General features: G+C 60.7%; 15 protein-coding genes and 1 tRNA gene. 12 read left to right on the top strand and 4 right to left on the bottom strand.

Annotated features, from left to right (window positions below; translation table 11 throughout):
• Positions 1–80: 80 nt before the first annotated feature.
• From dnaK to dapB, 3 genes are all read left to right on the top strand, one after another.
• Complete coding sequence (gene dnaK / locus GM608_RS00965) at positions 81–1,979, top strand: molecular chaperone DnaK (protein WP_043558677.1); 1,899 nt, start codon at positions 81–83, stop codon at positions 1,977–1,979.
• 190 nt (positions 1,980–2,169) lie between these two features.
• On the top strand, positions 2,170–3,315 hold the full coding sequence (dnaJ, locus tag GM608_RS00960) for a molecular chaperone DnaJ (RefSeq protein ID WP_081562488.1): 1,146 nt from the start codon (positions 2,170–2,172) through the stop codon (positions 3,313–3,315).
• A 12-nt stretch (positions 3,316–3,327) separates the two neighbouring features.
• Entirely contained in the window at positions 3,328–4,080 is a 753-nt protein-coding gene (gene dapB, locus GM608_RS00955) for a 4-hydroxy-tetrahydrodipicolinate reductase (protein ID WP_043558682.1), read from the top strand.
• A 73-nt stretch (positions 4,081–4,153) separates the two neighbouring features.
• Here dapB and GM608_RS00950 read toward each other — a convergent pair whose 3' ends face one another.
• The gene (locus GM608_RS00950) at positions 4,154–5,281 is read right to left on the bottom strand and encodes a DNA adenine methylase (protein WP_219811872.1); all 1,128 of its coding nucleotides are present in this window, start codon (positions 5,279–5,281) and stop codon (positions 4,154–4,156) included.
• Positions 5,282–5,468: 187 nt separating this feature from the next.
• On the opposite strand from GM608_RS00950, the gene metK reads away from it, so the two are divergent.
• The 7 genes from metK (at position 5,469) to GM608_RS00915 (ending at position 11,823) form a co-directional block, all read left to right on the top strand.
• Positions 5,469–6,653 (top strand): methionine adenosyltransferase, encoded by a 1,185-nt coding sequence (gene metK, locus GM608_RS00945; protein WP_081562489.1) that lies wholly within the window; start codon positions 5,469–5,471, stop codon positions 6,651–6,653.
• A 60-nt stretch (positions 6,654–6,713) separates the two neighbouring features.
• A complete protein-coding gene (locus GM608_RS00940; protein WP_081562490.1) occupies positions 6,714–7,466 on the top strand; it encodes a tRNA (guanosine(46)-N(7))-methyltransferase TrmB in 753 nt (250 codons plus the stop codon).
• A 51-nt stretch (positions 7,467–7,517) separates the two neighbouring features.
• The gene (locus tag GM608_RS00935) at positions 7,518–9,167 is read left to right on the top strand and encodes an electron transfer flavoprotein-ubiquinone oxidoreductase (RefSeq protein ID WP_248630830.1); all 1,650 of its coding nucleotides are present in this window, start codon (positions 7,518–7,520) and stop codon (positions 9,165–9,167) included.
• Between the two features lie 69 nt (positions 9,168–9,236).
• Complete coding sequence (locus GM608_RS00930) at positions 9,237–9,986, top strand: electron transfer flavoprotein subunit beta/FixA family protein (protein WP_043558796.1); 750 nt, start codon at positions 9,237–9,239, stop codon at positions 9,984–9,986.
• Positions 9,986–10,900 carry an electron transfer flavoprotein subunit alpha/FixB family protein gene (locus tag GM608_RS00925; protein WP_086431715.1) on the top strand — a complete coding sequence of 305 codons (915 nt, stop codon included), beginning with the start codon at positions 9,986–9,988 and terminating at the stop codon, positions 10,898–10,900. The genes GM608_RS00930 and GM608_RS00925 overlap by 1 nt, the downstream gene beginning before the upstream one ends.
• Before the next feature lie 190 nt (positions 10,901–11,090).
• A tRNA-Pro gene (locus GM608_RS00920) sits at positions 11,091–11,167 on the top strand.
• A gap of 290 nt (positions 11,168–11,457) precedes the next feature.
• Entirely contained in the window at positions 11,458–11,823 is a 366-nt protein-coding gene (locus GM608_RS00915; protein WP_043558800.1) for a hypothetical protein, read from the top strand.
• A gap of 86 nt (positions 11,824–11,909) precedes the next feature.
• On the opposite strand, the gene hemH is transcribed toward GM608_RS00915, so the two are convergent.
• The 3 genes from hemH to GM608_RS00900 form a co-directional block, all read right to left on the bottom strand.
• Entirely contained in the window at positions 11,910–12,941 is a 1,032-nt protein-coding gene (gene hemH, locus GM608_RS00910; RefSeq protein ID WP_043558690.1) for a ferrochelatase, read from the bottom strand.
• Between the two features lie 125 nt (positions 12,942–13,066).
• The gene (locus tag GM608_RS00905) at positions 13,067–14,131 is read right to left on the bottom strand and encodes an aspartate-semialdehyde dehydrogenase (RefSeq protein WP_043558693.1); all 1,065 of its coding nucleotides are present in this window, start codon (positions 14,129–14,131) and stop codon (positions 13,067–13,069) included.
• 82 nt (positions 14,132–14,213) lie between these two features.
• On the bottom strand, positions 14,214–14,852 hold the full coding sequence (locus tag GM608_RS00900; protein ID WP_081563348.1) for a 2OG-Fe(II) oxygenase: 639 nt from the start codon (positions 14,850–14,852) through the stop codon (positions 14,214–14,216).
• Between the two features lie 142 nt (positions 14,853–14,994).
• On the opposite strand from GM608_RS00900, the gene GM608_RS00895 reads away from it, so the two are divergent.
• Entirely contained in the window at positions 14,995–17,697 is a 2,703-nt protein-coding gene (locus GM608_RS00895; protein ID WP_276825269.1) for a 2-oxoglutarate dehydrogenase E1 component, read from the top strand.
• Between the two features lie 30 nt (positions 17,698–17,727).
• Positions 17,728–18,960, top strand: a complete 1,233-nt coding sequence (gene trpB / locus GM608_RS00890; RefSeq protein WP_081562493.1) for a tryptophan synthase subunit beta — start codon at positions 17,728–17,730, stop codon at positions 18,958–18,960.
• The last annotated feature ends 2 nt before the right edge of the window (positions 18,961–18,962 follow it).

Genomic DNA, 18,962 nt, shown 5'->3' with positions numbered 1-18,962 from the left:
CAGACCTGATAACGTCGCAATAGGGCTTCTCCCAATGCCTTGAGGGGTTGTGGGAAGCCGCTGAAAAGGGACAGATATCCATGGGCAAGATTATTGGTATTGACCTCGGGACCACCAACTCCTGCGTTGCAGTCCGCGAGGGTAACGAGAACAGGGTGATCGAGAACAGCGAAGGTGCCCGCACCACGCCGTCTGTCGTTGCCTTTACAGATAGCGGTGAGCGTCTGGTCGGTCAGGCCGCCAAGCGTCAGGCCGTCACCAACCCCACCAACACGCTTTATGCCGTCAAGCGTCTGATCGGTCGCCGCTACGATGACCCGACCGTCGCCAAGGACCAGAAGACCGTTCCCTACGAAATCGTGAAGGGTGACAACGGCGATGCATGGGTGCGTGCCCGTGGTGAGAACTACGCTCCGTCCCAGATTTCCGCCTTCGTTCTCGGCAAGATGAAAGAGACGGCAGAGGCCTATCTGGGCGAGAAGGTGACCGAAGCCGTCATCACCGTTCCGGCCTACTTCAACGATGCACAGCGTCAGGCCACCCGTGATGCTGGCCGCATCGCTGGTCTGGACGTCAAGCGCATCATCAACGAGCCGACCGCCGCCGCTCTCGCTTACGGGCTCGAGAAAGGCGATTCCGGCAACGTGGCCGTATATGACCTTGGTGGTGGTACGTTCGACATCTCCATCCTCGAAATCTCCGATGGCGTGATCGAGGTGAAGTCCACTAATGGTGATACCTTCCTCGGCGGTGAAGACTTCGACAACAAGCTGATCGACTATCTGGCTGACGAGTTCAAGCGTGAGCAGGGTCTGGACCTGCGCACGGACAAGATGGCCCTCCAGCGCCTGAAGGAAGCCGCCGAGAAGGCCAAGATCGAGCTGTCCTCCGCCAAGGAAACGGAAGTCAACCTGCCCTTCATCACGGCAGATGCCTCCGGTCCGAAGCATCTGGTCGTCAAGGTGACCCGTGCGAAGCTGGAAAGCCTCGTTGAAGACCTCATTAAGCGCTCTCTGGAGCCCTGCCGCAAGGCCCTCAAGGATGCTGATCTGACACCGGCTGACATCAAGGAAGTCATCCTTGTCGGTGGCCAGACCCGTATGCCGAAGGTCGTGGAAAGCGTGAAGGAGTTCTTCGGCAAGGAACCCGCCCGCAACGTGAACCCGGACGAAGTGGTTGCCATCGGTGCCGCCGTGCAGGGTGGCGTGCTCCAGGGTGACGTGAAGGACGTGCTGCTGCTGGACGTGACCCCGCTGTCCCTCGGTATCGAGACGCTGGGTGGTGTCTTCACCCGTCTGATCGACCGCAACACGACGATCCCGACCAAGAAGAGCCAGACCTTCTCCACAGCCGAAGACAACCAGCCTGCCGTGACCATCAAGGTCTTCCAGGGTGAGCGCGAAATGGCTGCGGACAACAAGCTGCTCGGCAACTTCGACCTGACAGGCATCGCTCCGGCTCCCCGTGGTGTGCCGCAGATTGAAGTGACCTTCGACATTGACGCCAACGGTATCGTGAATGTCTCCGCCAAGGACAAGGCCACAGGCAAGGAGCAGAACATCTCCATCAAAAGCGATGGTGGTCTCTCCGATGCCGACATTGATCGCATGGTCAAGGAAGCTGAGGAGAACGCCTCTGCTGACAAGGCCCGCCGTGAGCTGGTGGACCTGCGTAACAGCACCGAAGCCATGATCCATCAGACGGAGAAGACCCTCTCCGAAAATGGTGACAAGGTTCCGGCCGCTGACAAGACCGAAGCCGAGGAAGCCATCAAGAAGGCCCGCGAGGCTCTGGAAGGCGACAATGCCGAGACCATCAAGAGCGCCAGCGAGCATCTGACACAGGTTGCCATGAAGGTTGGTCAGGCCGTCCATCAGGCCGGTGCCTCCGCCGGTGAGGAACATCAGGCCGGTGGCAAGACTGACGAAGATGTCGTCGATGCTGAATTCGAAGATGTTGACGACAAGAAAAAGAAATAATCGCTGAAAAGGGACGGAGTCCGTGCCGACAGGCCGGGCTCCCTTCCTGCGGTTGGCGTCTTGTTTCCCTCTCTCTGCGGGGAACAGGCGCCCTTTTTACATTGAGGGCCTTGCACCTGTCCGGCTCCGGCAGGCCACACCCCGCACGCCTTGTCCGGGTGTCCGCTCTCCTGCGTGACTGAGGATCACTATGGCTACACAGATGGATTATTACGAGACACTCAGTGTCTCCCGCTCCGCAAGCGGTGAAGAGATCAAAAAGGCCTATCGCAAGCTGGCCATGCGCTACCATCCCGACCGCAATCCGGGGGACGAAAAGGCCGAGCTGAAATTCAAGGAAGTCAATGCCGCTTACGAAGTGCTGAAAGACGACCAGAAACGGGCCGCCTATGACCGTTTCGGCCATGATGCCTTCCAGAACGGTATGGGCGGCAGCGGTGGAGCCGGTGGTTTTGGTGGCGGCTTCGGCGGTTTTGATGCTGGCGGTCTGGGCGACATTTTCGAGCAGATGTTCAATATGGGCGGACGTCGTGGCCGCCAGCAGCGTCAGGCCGAGGATGTACAGGTCCAGGTCGACATTTCCCTGACGGAAGCCTTCTCAGGCATCAGCAGGGAGATCGAGATCGCCACACGCAAGGCATGTTCCAGCTGTCATGGTTCAGGTTCGGCCGATCCCAACGCCAGCCGGCAGACCTGCCAGACCTGTCACGGGCAGGGTGCCGTGCGGGTACAGCAGGGCTTCTTCGTGGTGGAGCGCCCCTGCCCCACCTGTAACGGCGCAGGCCAGACTGTCAGCAATCCATGCCACAGCTGCCACGGCAGCGGTACGGAAGCCGCCAGAGAGACCGTAAAAATCGACATCCCGGCTGGGATCGAAGATGGCACCCGCATCCGTGTGGCAGGCAAGGGCGAAGCCGGAGGTGAAGGTGTCCAGCCCGGGGACCTTTATGTTCTGGTCACAGTGGACAGTCACAGCATCTTCGAGCGTGAAGGAGCCAATATCCACTGCCGTGTGCCCCTGCGCATGACACAGGCCGCTCTGGGCGACGAGATCGAAGTGCCGCTGATTGATGGTGGCCGGACAATGGTGAAAATCCCTGCCGGGACACAGACAGGCGACAATTTCCGCCTTCGTGGCAAGGGCTTCTCCGTCCTGCACTCCAAGGCACGAGGTGACATGTATATCCGCATCACCGTGGAAACACCCAGCCATCTGACCAAGCGCCAGCGTGAGCTGCTGGAGGAGTTTGAGGCCGAAAGCGGTGACCACAGCAAAGGCAGCCCAGAACATACCGGCTTCTTTGCCCGTGTCAAAAAGCTCATTGACCACCGGTAAAGGACACCAACGATGAGCAACACCTCCCCCCGCATCGGCATTGCTGGCATCACGGGGCGTCTTGGCCATCTCTGCGCCGAGGAGGCCGGGGCCCTTCTGGCTGGCGGCCTGTCCCGCACGGCAGACCCTGCCCGCAACATCGTCTCCAGCGCATCAGAACTGGCCAGCCGATGCGATGTCATCATTGATGTCAGCCATGCCAGTCTTGTCCCCGCCCATGCCAAAGCCTTCGCTGCGGCAGGCTGTGCCTGGGTTCTGGGCACAACAGGGCTGGACGGAGCAGCCCAGCAGGCCGTGCATGAAGCCGCCGGACAGGTAGCCGTTCTACAGGCGGCCAATTTCTCCCCGGCCCTGACGATGCTGCTTTCCCTGGCCCGTCAGCTCGGCGCCGCCCTGCCGGACTACGATGCTGAAATTCTGGAAGTCCATCACCGCCAGAAGCTGGATGCACCTTCTGGCACGGCACTGGCCATCGGTCGAGCCGTAGCCGCAGGCCGGGATGATGACTTCGAGGCTGTCAGGCGGCTGGATCAGAACGGGAAACGGCCTGATGGTGCCATCGGCTTTGCCTCCCTGCGAGGCGGGCAGGTTGTTGGCGAGCATGATCTGCGCTTCTTTGCCGCTGATGAGGAAATCTCCCTCTCCCACCGGGCGCTGGACCGCCGTGTCTTCGCCCGTGGGGCACTGAAAGCCGCCCTCTGGCTGGCTGATCCCCGCCGCACCCCCGGCCTTTACGGGATGCAGGACGTACTGAACACACCCTGAGCCCCCTGCATCATGTGGGAGCTGCCAACAGGCAGGTCCCGCATGCCATCCCGTCCTTTCTGGTCGTGTATCCTTACCTTTTGTCCACCAGATACAGATTCTCTGTTACATATCTGTCCCTGTCAGACAGATTCCGGCAGCCACGGAACGTGTTGTAACACGTATCCATGACACTCACCTCCCCCAAGGACCAGAGTTCCGATATGAAACGGTCACGCTTGATGAACCCTTCGGAATTATAGGAAATAAGCACGAAATCGGCTTTCACATTGTCAATGGCATCAAAGAGACGTGTCTCTGCATGTCGTGCCTTGTTGTAGAAAGATCTGTTCCACTCCTTCGGGATGCCGGAAACCCGACTGATATCAAGCGGTCTCCTGTAATCACATAAGATATTCAGCATGAAATAGTTCGATCCATAAGGATGCTGATTGTAAGGGGGATCAAAATAGGCAATGTCCACCTTCCCAACATCCCTTACAACGTCATTCGCATCGCCCTTATGAATGAACGACTCACAGGAAAAATGGCTCAGAACCGGCGCAACCACCTCAATATTCCGCATGATGCGGGACAAGGCATTGCGGGAATCTCCTCCAAACTGACCAAATCCGGCCCGATTCTTGTAAAATCCCTTGAAAACACCAGATGTATTCGTGTGCACGGAAGCTTGGGCAATGACCGGAGCAAGAACATACGGTTTCAGATGATCCGGTGTCTGGGCAAGAGCTCTACAAAAACTGTCCAGAAAAATGGCATTCCGTCTCGTGTAAAAAACTCTTTCTCCGTATTTTATGGTGCGATCATCCTGCGGAGCATATAATTCCGCAATGAAGCCCGGCTCGAAATTCGTTTCAACATCCCGTCTGATCCGCCGGATTTCATGATCCAGCTCATGAATATCAAGAGCCCCCCTGTTCGTCTGGTAGCAGGTATTCGTAACGAAGCTGTACTCTTCAAGATCATTGCAGTGGATACATCTGGCATGGCGTCTGGCCATGCGGGCCACGACGCCTGTTCCTGAAAAAAGGTCAAGAAAATCAATGTGATCCTTGCCAAGCCTTGTTTTCACATCGACGATGGCTGCCTCGATGAAATCCAGAAGCGCCCTTTTATTTCCCAGATAGGTAATCAGCTGGGTTCTGAGAAAATCCTCTTCTTCCCGAAACAGGATTTCATTTTCCCCTGCACATCCAGTCACTCTGAAACCTATCCTCTCATATTCGCCATCCCCCTCCCATACAGCACATTCCGGTCATGCAGTAAGCCCGCTCTTGACCTCGAGGGTATTTTCAGCCAAGCGGTAGAACTCTTACTTCCTGTCACTTGTGCCTTTCGGGGGGCAGGGGCAGCCTCTTTTCACCACTCATTCCCTGTGAGGTCCCTGAGTGCGCAATCACGGCGATTTTCTCTTTACGTCTGAATCCGTTTCCGAAGGTCATCCCGACAAGGTGGCAGACCGTATCTCCGATACCGTCCTCGATGCTTACCTTGAGGCCGACCCGGAAGCCCGTGTAGCCTGTGAAACGCTGGTTACCACCAACCGTGTCATCCTTGCCGGTGAAGTCCGTGGCCCCAAGGCCGTGGAGGACACCCTGATCGACCGTGCCCGTCAGGCCATCAAGGACATCGGCTACGACCAGGAAGGCTTCTCCTGGAAAAAGGCCGAGATCACCTCCTTCCTCCATGCCCAGTCCGCTGACATTGCCGTCGGCGTGGACAGCGCAGGCGACAAGGATGAAGGGGCCGGTGACCAGGGCATCATGTTCGGTTTCGCTACACGTGAAACAGAAGAGCTGATGCCTGCTCCCCTGTTCTATGCCCAGAACATCCTCGAGCGCATCCGGGACTACCGCAAGCAGGGTGATGCCCGTGGCGTCGGCCTGCTGCCAGATGCCAAGAGCCAGGTCACGCTGCGCTATGTGGATGGCAAGCCGGTCGGCGCAACTTCCGTCGTCGTTTCCACGCAGCATGTCGAAGGAATGCGGCAGAACACCATCCGTGAGATGGTGCGTGAGACCGTGCGTGAAGTCCTGCCGGAAGGCTGGATGTGCCCGGAACACGAATTCTACGTCAACCCGACGGGCAACTTCGTCATCGGTGGGCCGGATGGTGATGCCGGTCTGACAGGCCGCAAGATCATCGTGGACACCTATGGCGGTGCCGCCCCTCACGGTGGCGGGGCTTTCTCCGGCAAGGACCCCACCAAGGTGGACCGTTCCGCCGCCTATGCCGCCCGCTACCTCGCCAAGAACGTGGTAGCTGCCGGTCTGGCCGACCGCTGCACCATCCAGCTCAGCTACGCCATCGGCGTCTCCCGTCCGCTTTCCGTCTATGTCGATCTCGACGGCTCCGGCAAGGATGTGGATGAGGTCCGCCTCGGCTCCCTGCTGAACGAGATGGTGGACCTTTCTCCCCGTGGCATCCGTGAGCGCCTGCGCCTGAACCGCCCCATCTACGCCAAGACGGCCGCCTACGGGCATTTTGGCCGTATTCCAGACCCCGCTCTGGACAACTTCACATGGGAGAACACCGACCTGGCCGAGCAGCTCAAGAGCGCGCTCAACCGCTGAGTCTGTCTCCATGGAGGGGGCTGTCCCCCTCCACCCTTCAGGCCCCTTCTCCCGACCCGCATGGACCATGCGTTGAGGGTGGGGGCTTTTTGCCATTTTCAGACTGTGTATCGACCGTTGCCTGACGACATCAAACCCCAGCCCGAACGTCTCTATGGCCGCCAGCGTGGCCATCCTCTCCGCCCCCGCCAGCAGCGCCTGCTGGATGAGGCCCTGCCCCGTGTGCATTTCCGCAACATGGCCGACCCGCTGAAGGGCTTCGGGAAGCCGGTTTCAAAGCTCTATCTGGAAATCGGATTCGGTGGCGGTGAACATGCCTTCGATCAGGCGGCCCGGAACCCCGAGACAGGCTACATCGCCTCGGAAGTGTTCGATAACGGCGTCTGCTCCCTCCTCTCCCGCATCATTCCCGAAGGCGAAGAGGCCACGGCCACCGGTCCTGACAACCTGCGCCTCTGGGCGGAAGATGGCCGCCAGCTGCTGAAGGGCCTGCCCGATGGCTGCCTGGACCGGGCCTACCTCATGTTCCCGGACCCGTGGCCGAAAGCACGCCATGCCAAACGGCGTTTCATCCATCCCGAAAACATCCGGCAGATGGCCAGACTCCTCAAGCCCGGTGCCCACTGGCGAGTGGCCAGCGACCATCCCGTCTATCAGGAGTGGGTCACAGAAGTGATGGGCCAGCAGGACCTCTTCGAGGCTCCAGCCCCTGCACTGGAACGGCCTGAGGGCTGGTCCCCCACCCGTTATGAGGCCAAGGCCTTCCGTGAAGGACGGCAGCCTTTTTACTGGACCTTCACACGGAAAGGGTGAGATACGTCCCCCGTACAGCTTCATGTTTCAGGCAGCCAGCAGGAGTACGCCATGACGCAGCCACAGAGCGATAACACCGCCATTGAACGGGAAGAAATGGCTTTTGATGTTGTCATCGTGGGTGGGGGGCCTGCCGGACTGACGGCGGCCATCCGGCTGAAACAGGAAAATCCGGACCTCTCCGTCTGTCTGCTGGAAAAGGGAAGCGAAGTCGGCGCCCATATCGTCTCTGGCGCCGTACTGGAACCCACAACGCTGGCCGAACTCTTCCCGGACTGGAAAGAACGGGGGGCCCCGCTGGATACACCCGTCAGCAGTGAAAAGCTGCTGTTCCTGACCAGAAAGGCCGCTCTCCCCGTCCCGGCCCTGCATCTGCTCATGCCGCAGATGGACAACCGGGGAAATTACGTCATCTCTCTCGGAGCCTTCTGCCGCTGGCTGGGAGAACAGGCCGAGGCTCTGGGAGTCGAAATCTATCCCGGTTTCGCCGGAGCTGACCTCTTCATCGAGAATGGCAGGGTCTGCGGTATCATCACCGGGGACATGGGCGTGAACCGGAAGGGAGAAGAAAAACCGGACTACATGCCGGGCATGATCCTGCGGGCCAGCCAGACCATTCTGGCCGAAGGTGCCCGTGGCTCCCTGAGCAAGAAGGCCATGAACACCTTCGACCTCCGCAAGGGGGCCGACCCGCAGACCTTCGGCCTTGGCATCAAGGAAGTCTGGGAAATTCCGGCAGAAAAACACCGCCCCGGCTTCGTGCAGCACAGCTTCGGCTGGCCGCTGGACACACACACCTACGGCGGGGCCTTCCTCTACCATTTCGGGAAAAATCTCGTCTCCTACGGCTTCATCACGGCCCTGGATTACCGCAACCCGTGGCTGTCACCGTTCGAGGAAATGCAGCGCACCAAGCAGCACCCGGCCTTCCGGGAGCATTTCGAGGGTGGCCGGCGCATCATCTACGGGGCACGGGCCATCTCTGAGGGAGGCGTGCAGTCCCTGCCCCATCCGGTCTTCCCCGGAGGGGTGCTGACAGGCGATTGTGCCGGCTTCCTCAACATGCCCAAGATCAAGGGCATCCATACCTCCATGAAATCTGGCATCATCGCTGCCGAGGCGGTGATGGACGCCATCCAGAATGAGCGGGCCGAAGCGTCTTCCTACATGGACCGCCTCAAAAGCTCGTGGCTGTGGAAGGAACTGCACGCCGCCCGCAACATCCGTCCGGCCTTCTCGCACTGGGGGATGCTGGGCGGGGCCCTCTATAGCGGAATCGACAGCATGATCTTCCGCGGGCAGGCCCCGTGGACGCTGCGCCATCGCCATGCCGACAACGAGACGATGATCCCGGCAGAAAAGGCCCCAAAAATCAGCTACCCCAAGGCGGACGGGACACTGACCTTCAACCGGGCCGAGTCCGTCTTCCTCAGCAATCTGAGCCATGATGAGGACCAGCCCGTACACCTGAAAGTGCAGGACATGGCCACATGGAAAGAGGTCAACCTGACCCGCTTCGCCGCACCGGAGAGCCGCTACTGCCCGGCTGGTGTCTATGAGACCAGCGAAACGGACGAGCTGGTCATCAATGCCCAGAACTGTGTGCACTGCAAGAGCTGCGACATCAAAGACCCGGACCAGAACATCACCTGGTGCACGCCAGAGGGCAGCAGCGGGCCCAACTATCCTTCCGGGATGTGACTTTTGAGACAAAAGGGGATAATCTGAAGACAGTTTCACTTTGAGCCGCGACAGCAACAAAGGATGACCATGAAGGTTCTTGTCCCCGTCAAAAGGGTTGTTGATTACAACATCAAGCCGCGTGTCGCGGCTGATGGTAGTGGTGTCGAAACGCAGGGCGTGAAAATGTCCATGAATCCGTTCGACGAAATTGCACTGGAGGAGGCCCTCCGCCTTCGTGAGAAAGGCCAGGCTGACGAGGTGGTTGCTGTTACCATCGGGGCACAGGTCGCTCAGGATGTTCTGCGCACGGCCATGGCCATGGGTGCCGACAGGGCCATCCTCATCCAGACCGATGCCGAAGTCGAACCCCGTGCCGTCTCCAGCCTTCTCAAGGCCGTTGTGGAGAAAGAACAGCCGGGTCTTGTCTCCATGGGCAAACAGGCCATTGATGACGACATGAACGCCACAGGCCAGATGCTGGCCGCCCGTCTGGGCTGGCCACAGGGGACCTTCGCCAGCAAGGTGGAAATTGCCGATGGCAGGGTCGAGGTCGCCCGTGAGGTCGATGGCGGAACGGAAACCGTCTCCCTGAGCCTGCCAGCCGTCATCACGGCGGACCTGCGCCTCAACGAGCCACGCTATGCTTCCCTGCCCAACATCATGAAGGCCCGCAAGAAACCGCTGGAAACGATCGAGGCCGGCTCCCTCGGCGTGGACCTGACGCCGCACCTGAAGATCGTCAGCGTGGCGGAGCCGCCGGAACGCAAGGCCGGTGTCATTGTGGAAACGGTGGAAGAGCTGGTCGAAAAGCTCAAGACGGAAGCGAAGGTGATCTGATGACCGCACTTGTTCTGATTGAAGCCGAAAACGGCAGGATCCGTCAGGGCTCCCGCTCCGCCGTTGCCGCTGCCTCCCGCTTTGGCGATGTCGATGCCCTGCTTCTGGGCAAGGCAGGAACAGAGGCCGCCAGCAAACTGCCGGGCATCCGCAAGGTCCTGCATGTCCCCGCACTGGACCATGCTCTGGCCGAACCTGCGGCTGCCCTGCTGGCCAGCCTGGCAGAGTCTTACAGCCATATCCTCTCCGCAGCGTCCTCCACTGGCAAAAACATCCTGCCCCGCCTCGCTGGTCTGCTGGACGCCCAGCCGATCTCCGACGTCGTGGCCATCAAGGATGATGCCACCTTCGTGCGGCCCATCTATGCGGGCAATGCACTGGCTACCGTGCAGTCCAGCGACAGCATCAAAATCATGACTGTCCGCTCCTCCAGCTTCGACCCCGTGGAAGAAGAAGGTGGCAGTGCCCCCATCGACGTGCTGGACGCTCCGGCAGATGATGGCAAAAGCAGCTTCGTAAAACTGGAGCAGAGCCAGTCTGACCGGCCGGAGCTGGAAGTGGCCCGTGTGGTCATCTCTGGCGGCAAAGGCCTCAAGGATGCCAGCAACTTCCATACCCTGCTGGAACCAGTGGCCGACAAGCTGGGCGCTGCCATCGGGGCCTCCCGTGCGGCTGTTGATTCCGGCTTTGCGCCCAATGAGATGCAGGTCGGACAGACCGGCAAGGTAGTGGCCCCCGAACTCTATATCGCCACCGGCCTCTCTGGGGCCATCCAGCATCTCGCCGGGATGAAGGACAGCCGTGTGATCGTTGCCATCAACATCGACCCTGAAGCACCGATCTTCAAAGTGGCCGATTATGGCATGGTCGGGGATCTCTTCGAGCTTCTCCCCGCTCTGGAAAAAGCCCTCTGAGGCACCCGGCAGGCGAGGCAGACACGCCCCTTTGCCCGGTTCTTTGCAAAAAACCCGCTCTTCCTTCTGGGAGGCGGGTTTTTTGCGTGTCATGCCCATTTCTGTAAAGAAGGCTTCATTTTTCTATAAAAACAGTCCGTTTGCCCCTTGCGCCTTTCCCTGATGAAGGGTAGGAATAGCCCCACAAAGTCGGAGTGTAGCTCAGCCTGGTAGAGCACTGTGTTCGGGACGCAGGGGCCGGAGGTTCGAATCCTCTCACTCCGACCATTTCATCCCCTGACAATTCCATTTTCTTTCGTTGGCCAGGCAGGTTGTCTTTCCCGGCGTGGTCCCTTTGTCATGTTGGCGCTCCCCATAGTGTGATCGTGTCATTAAAGTAAAAATTAACCTTTAGCATCCTTTCCAGCCCTGTCCCTCTCCCCATATCATGAAGGGGCAATGGACGCTCTCTCCATTATGAGCAATAAGAGGGCGTGCCTTTCATCATGATGGCCGAAACCGGACGCCACTCATCCATGACCAACAGGCCAGTCTCATTTTTCTGCAAGGATCAGATCATGACCCGCAAGATTTACTCTCTCATCGCTGCTGCCGTGCTGGCCGGTTCTGCTGCTCCAGCCATGGCCGAGCCGGGTGGTTGCCTGAAATATGGTGCCGCCGGGGCCGTAGCTGGCCATGTTGCCCATAAGCATGGCGTAGTCGGTGCTGTAGGCGGCTGCGCCGTCGGCATGTATCAGCGCCACAAATACCGCAAGAGCATCGCCGAGAAAGCTGCCCTGTGGGAGAAGGAACATCCTGTCGACAGCAAGCAGAATGGTTCCGGCTGGTGGCAGAACAACCATTCTGCTGCTGCGACAAACCAGAAGGCCCAGTGGTACGATGCCGAACATCCGGAAAGTGACGCACAGCCTGCGGCTCACTGATGCCTGACCGTTCCTGTGTGAACAGAAAAACCCGGCCAGAAATGGCCGGGTTTTTTCATGCCTGAACGGAATGTTCCTTCACCCAGTCAGAACTGGAACCCTTTCATGGCCTGCCGGGAGAGGGTCTCCAGCAACGTGACAGCCTCTGGCGCATCATTCAGGCAGGGAATGAAAGCAAATTCCTCACCACCTGCTTCCATGAATTCCTCACGCACCTCACGACCAATTTCATCCAGCGTTTCGATGCAGTCCGCCATGAAACCGGGCATGATGACGGCAATCTTCGTGATCCCCTGTTTCGGCAGGGCCGAGATGTAAGGGGCCGTATAAGGCTGCAACCATTCCATGGGGCCGAAGCGTGACTGGAAGGTCAGCGGAACCTCCTCCTCGCTCAGACCCAGAGCCGCCGCCAGAGCTTTCGTCGTGCGGACACATTCATCCCGGTAGGAGTCGCCCTTCTCCACGAACTCTTTCGGCAGGCCATGATAGGAGGCCACCAGACGCTGCGGCGTGAAAGACAGTCCCTCATAAACCCGGCGCACGGAAGCCACCAGGGCCTCAATGAACTGTGGATGATCCGGGAAGGAAGGAACCGTCAGCACGGAAGGCTGACGCCGCAGGCGCATCAGGGCACGGAACAGCTGGTCATTGGCCGTTGCGGTCGTCGTGGCGGAATATTGCGGATAGAGAGGAATGCTGACGATACGGTCACAACCCTGGTCCATCAGCTCCGCCACGGCCTGCTTCACAGAGGGCTGGCCATAGCGCATCCCCCAGGCCACCGGGATTCCATCCGGGGCCAGACGCTCGGCCAGCCCTTCCGCCTGCTTGCGGGTGAAGACACGCAGAGGGGAGGCATTCTCCTCCCTGTCCCAGATGCGGGCATAGTTGGCCCCACTGGCCGAGGGCCGACGGGCCAGCACCAGCGTGTTGAGGATCGGCTGCCAGATGAGGGGATGGGCCTCAATCACCCGCCTGTCTGAAAGAAACTCCCTCAGATAGCGGCGGACGGAGAAATACCCCGTATCATCCGGCGTGCCGAGATTGACGAGAAGAACACCAACCCGCCCCCCGGAGGGAACAGGCGTGCGAGGAGGCGTGTAAGTGAAATAAGACATAGCCCATCCACTATGGAGACAGCACCACCTTTTGGGAAGAGGATTTCACTTACACTCTTTTACAGGCGTAACTTATGAAAAGGTTCCACCAGAAAGACAGAACCTTTTCCAGAAAGTAACGCCTTTTACGCCGGCTCTTCCGGGCGGGGAACCGGCTGCCAGAGCGGCGAGTCCTTGCCGATCAGATGCTGCTCATGCAGGCTTTCGGCAATCTGCACGGCATTGAGGGCTGCTCCCTTGCGGAGATTGTCCGACACGCACCAGAAGGCCAGACCATTCTCCACGGTCGGGTCAATGCGCAGGCGGGACACATAGGTGTCATCCTCACCCACACATTCGATCGGAGTGACGTAACCGCCATCTTCCCGCTCGTCCCGCAGCACGACGCCCGGAGCCTTCCGCAGGGCGGCACGGGCCTTCTCCAGATCGACCGGCTTCTCACACTCGATGCTGATGGCCTCGGAATGACCGATGAAGACCGGCACACGCACGCAGGTGGCCAGAACCTTGATGTCCGGGTCCAGAATCTTGCGGGTCTCGACCGCCATCTTCCATTCTTCCTTGGTGGAACCATCCTCCATGAAGCGGTCGATATGCGGGATCAGGTTGAAGGCAATCTGCTTGGTGAACTGGGCAATGGTCGGTGCGTCATTCACGAAGCTGCCCTTCGTCTGGCTGAACAGCTCATCCATGCCTGACTTCCCGGCTCCCGACACGGCCTGATAGGTGGACACCACCACACGCCTGATGCGGAACAGGTCATGCAGCGGCTTCAGGGCCACCATCATCTGGGCGGTGGAGCAGTTGGGGTTGGCGATGATGCCCTTGCGGGCCTTCTTCAGGGCAGCTGCATTGACCTCCGGCACCACGAGCGGCACGCCCGGCTCCATGCGGAAATGGGACGTGTTGTCCACGACCAGACATTTCGCTGCCGCAGCCTTGGGGGCATACTTTGCAGATACCGCCCCACCGGGAGAAAACAGGGCGATATCCCAGCCCGTGAAATCGAACGTCTCCAGATTCTGGACCTTCAGGACCTTCTTCTCACCAAAGGACACCTCACGCCCGGCAGACCGGGCGGAGGCCAGTGCCACGATGTCATCCACCGGGAACTGACGCTCCGCCAGTGTCTTCAGAATCTCACGCCCAACAGCCCCTGTCGCTCCAACGACGGCAACCCTGTAACCCATTCTCTCATTCTCCCTCGGGCAGGGCCCAACCCCGCCCCGTTTCATTCAGAAACCCATCCGGGCCTCATTATAAGAGCTGTCTCTACCCGAAAAAAGGCAACCGCTTGCAGAAGGCGGACACATGATGGCGCACCAGCTCATACCGGGCACGGCCATCCCGCGCCATGTAATTGAGCTGGACCGTGTGGCGTGCCCCCACATAGGGGCGGTGGCCGTGCCATGTGTCCGGCCCATTGGGGAAAATGACCAGCGTGCCACCAACAGGCGGAATCTCGCTGGCATAATCCTCCACATCGTCAGGCCCGTTGAGAAAACGCAGGCACCCCCCCTTGTGATCCCAATCCTTTTCCGGGTCATTGAGATAGAGCAGGATGGTCACACGCTTGGAGGCACTGTCCCTGTGTATGCGGCCATCCTTGGCCCGTGTCTGGCCCCGCATGGTCACCATGCTGGGCGCAGAACGGACATCCAGCCCGAATTTCTCAGAGACGATCTCTTTCAGCCGGGGCCCGGCAAAGTCTTCCATCATGGCCTTGAGCTCGGGATGGAGCTCAAGCGCCCCGATGGGGAAAGACCCGCCCGCCCGTATCTCCGGCAGCAGGGACACGGCCCGGGCCAGCGACGGCCCCGCAAGGAAATCCGGCACCACAATGTGCGGACATGGCACCCGGCTGACCACGGCCCGCCTGACAGCCTCGTAATTGATAGAAATCGTACTCATGGTGACAGTCACGCTACCGCCCTCCGGCAGGGCAGGCAAGCCGTCCCGGCCCCTCTGACGACAAGGTGAGGGAAGATTTTGCCTTCCCGGCACGATCGGTTAAAAATACCCTCCCAGCGAGGCAAGAAGGAAAGATGCCATCATGACGGGCTCACCGAACCACCAGAATGCGATCAATGGCGAAAACATCGCCTATCTCGGTGAGCTGTACACCCAGTGGCTGGAGGACCCGGCCTCCGTCCCTTCCGACTATGACACGCTGTTCGCCACCATGGGCGACCCTGCCAGACATGAGACAGGCCCGCACGCCACGGTCCCGGACGTCAGCCTGCGGGATGAACGGCTGAAGGAGGCCTTCCGCCTCTGCGGGCATCTCCAGGCAGAGCTGGACCCGCTGGGCCTGCGCCCTGCCCGCCAGATCGATGCCCTCACCCCCGACAGCCAGACCGACCCCACCCTGCTGGCCCGCCTGAAACGGACCTATTGCGGGCCGATCGGGGCGGAGTTCATGCATCTTCAGGACAGCCAGCAGCGGCAGTGGTGGATCGACCATCTGGAAGAAAAACCGGCCACCGCCCTGCCCCTCTCGCAGGAGCGCATCCTGAGCCTGCTCACCCGTGCCGAAGGCTTCGAGACCTTCTGCCAGCAGCGTTTCACCGGGATGCGCCGTTTCGGCCTTGAAGGCGGAGAAAGCCTCATCGTCGCCCTTCAGGCCCTGCTGAATGAGGCGGCACGGGACGGCGTGCGCTCCATCTCGCTCGGCATGCCCCATCGGGGGCGGCTGAATGTCATGGCCAACATCCTGCGCAAGCCTTATGCCGCCATCTTCAGCGAATTCGCAGGCAAGGCCTTCTACCCGGAAGGCATCCGGGTCTCCGGGGACGTGAAGTACCATCTGGGCACCACGACCACCATCCGGCAGGGCCGCCACGAGATCCGCATCTCCCTCCTCCCCAACCCGTCCCATCTGGAGGCGGTGGACCCGGTCGTGCTGGGCCGTGTCCGGGCCGACCAGGACAGGGACAGGGATGAGGACCGCCAGAAGCATCTGGGAATTCTCGTCCACGGGGACGCCGCCTTCGCCGGGCAGGGCGTGGTGTATGAAACACTCCAGCTGTCCCGGCTGGAAGGATACCGTACCGGCGGCACGGTGCATCTCATCATCAACAATCAGGTGGGCTTCACCACCAGCCCGGACTCGGCCCATTCCGGCATCTGGAACACCGACATCGCCAAGACCGTGCAGGCCCCCATCCTGCACGTGAATGGCGACAACCCCGAGGCCGTGGCCCGCTGTGCCGCCCTTGCCCATGAATGGCGGAAGACCTTTGCCAGCGACATCGTGGTGGACATCATCAGCTACCGCCGCCACGGCCATAACGAGACGGACGACCCCGCCTTCACGCAGCCTGCGATGGTGCAGACCATCAGCCAGCACCCGACACTCCGCCGCCTCTATGCCGAGAAGGTTCTGGCCGAGACGGACATCCACCCTGCCGAGGTGGAGGCCCTGTGGGATGATGTGCAGGCCCAGCTCCATCAGGCCTTCGAGGATGCCGACACCTACCAGCCGGACCCGACCGACTGGCTGGATTACAGCCCGCAGGACCCCACCCGCCTGCTGGACACGCCCGAACGCATCCAGCCCATGACGGGCGTGCCCCTGCCCCGGCTCCAGCAGGTTGGGGAAGCGATGACAGCCATTCCGGCGGATTTTACCGTCCATCCCCGTCTGGCCCGGCAGCTTCGGGCGAAGCAGGCCACGCTGGCCGAGGGCGGCCCGGTGGACTGGGCCACGGCAGAGGCCCTTGCCTTTGGCACGCTGGCCCTTGATGGCCACGCCATACGCCTCTCCGGGCAGGATTGCGGCCGGGGAACCTTCAGCCAGCGCCATGCCGTGCTGACGGACCAGCATACGGGCCATCACTACACGCCGCTGGCCCATATCGCCCCCCGGCAGGCTCCCGTGAACGTGTGGAACTCCCCCCTCTCCGAATATGGCGTGATGGGGTTCGAGTATGGCTATTCTCTGGGCAACCCGGATGCGCTGGTGCTGTGGGAAGGCCAGTTTGGCGACTTCGCCAACGGGGCGCAGATCATCATCGACCAGTTCCTTGCAGCCGGAGAGACAAAATGGCTGCGGACATCCGGCCTGACCCTGCTCCTGCCCCACGGCTATGAGGGAGCCGGGCCGGAACATTCCTCCGCCCGACCGGAGCGCTTCCTCCAGCTCTGTGCCGAGAACAACATGCGGGTCTGCATGCCCTCCAGCCCGGCGAGCTTCTTCCATCTGCTCCGGCGGCAGATCGCCCGCCGCTGCCGCAAGCCGCTGGTCGTGTTCAGCCCCAAGTCGCTCCTGCGGCACAAGCAGGCCGTCTCCCTGCTCAGCGAGATGGGACCGCAGACACGCTTTGCGCCCGTCATTGCCGATGCCACCTGCGCCGGTGGCGCACGGCGGGTCATCCTGTGCAGTGGCAAGGTCTATTACGACCTCCTCCAACAAAGGGAAGACGCCGGACTGAAACACTGCGCCATCATCCGGCTGGAGCAGCTCTATCCTTTCCCCCATCATGCCCTGGCCGAAGAGCTGGGTCATCACCCCCAGGCAGAAGACGTCATCTGGTGTCAGGAAGAGCCGGAAAATGGCGGGGCCTGGCAGTTCGTGGACCGGCGCATCGAAGCCTGCCTGCGGGAGATCGGCCATGCCTGCACCCGCCCGCATTATGCCGGGCGCAAGGCCTCCGCCTCACCCGCCACCGGGCTGCCCGGCATCCACCAGGCCGAGCAGGAAACGCTCATCCGGCAGGCCCTGGGGCTGGAGGCCGCCTCCCCATCCATCGACTGATCCTTCATTCAAGACGTAAAGACACACATCATGCCAGTAGACAAACCCATCACCAGCCAGCTCAATTCCCTTCGCACCGGACCGGATGAACGGGGGCATTTCGGAATCCACGGCGGGCGTTTCGTGGCCGAAACCCTCATGCCCCTGATGCTGGAACTGGAAAAAGCCTACAACCACGCCAAGACTGACCCGCAGTTTCAGGAAGAGCTGGATTATTACCTCCGCCACTATGTGGGCCGTCCCAGCCCGCTCTGGCACGCCAGACGGCTGAGCGAGACGCTCGGCGGAGCGCAGATCTACCTCAAGCGGGAAGAGCTGAACCACACGGGCTCCCACAAGCTGAACAACGTGATGGGCCAGATTCTTCTGGCCCGCCGCATGGGCAAGACCCGCATCGTGGCCGAGACCGGGGCCGGACAGCACGGCGTGGCCACGGCCACCGTCTGTGCCCTCTTCGGGCTGGACTGCGAAATCTACATGGGGGCCACCGATGTGGAGCGGCAGAAGCCCAATGTCTTCCGCATGCACCTGCTGGGAGCCAAGGTCCATCCCGTCACGGCGGGAGCCGGCACGCTGAAGGATGCCATGAACGAGGCCATGCGGGACTGGGTGGCCAATGTGGAGAACACCTACTTCCTTGTCGGCACGGTGGCAGGGCCACATCCCTACCCGGCCATGGTGCGGGACTTCCAGTCCGTCATCGGGACGGAAGCCCGTGAGCAGATACAGGAACAGACAGGCCGCCTGCCGGATGCCGTCATCGCCGCCATCGGGGGCGGGTCCAACGCCATGGGGATTTTTCACCCCTTCCTCGATGATGCCGATGTCCCGCTTTACGGCGTGGAGGCCGCCGGGCTGGGGCTGGACAGCGGCAAGACGGCAGCGTCCATCGCCCGTGGCAGGCCCGGCGTCCTGCATGGCAACCGCACCTACCTGCTACAGGACGAACACGGGCAGATCACGGAAGCCCACTCCATCAGTGCAGGGCTGGACTATCCCGGCATCGGGCCGGAACATTCATGGCTCAAGGATATTGGCCGGGTGAACTACGTCAGCGCCACGGACGATCAGGCCCTCGACGCCTTCCAGACCCTCACGAGGCTGGAGGGCATCATCCCGGCGCTGGAAAGTGCCCATGCCGTGGCCCATGCCATCGTCATGGCCCCGACCATGACCAGAGACCAGACCATCATCGTCAACCTGTCCGGCCGGGGTGACAAGGACGTACCCACCGTTGCGGCCCATCTGGGCGTGAAACTGTAAGG

It is taken from the genome of Bombella sp. ESL0380 (assembly GCF_009725805.1).
GTDB classification, from domain to species: domain Bacteria; phylum Pseudomonadota; class Alphaproteobacteria; order Acetobacterales; family Acetobacteraceae; genus Bombella; species Bombella apis.
The sequence above is the reverse complement of the archived record's forward strand: the minus strand, read 5'-3'. Positions and strand labels throughout refer to the sequence as shown.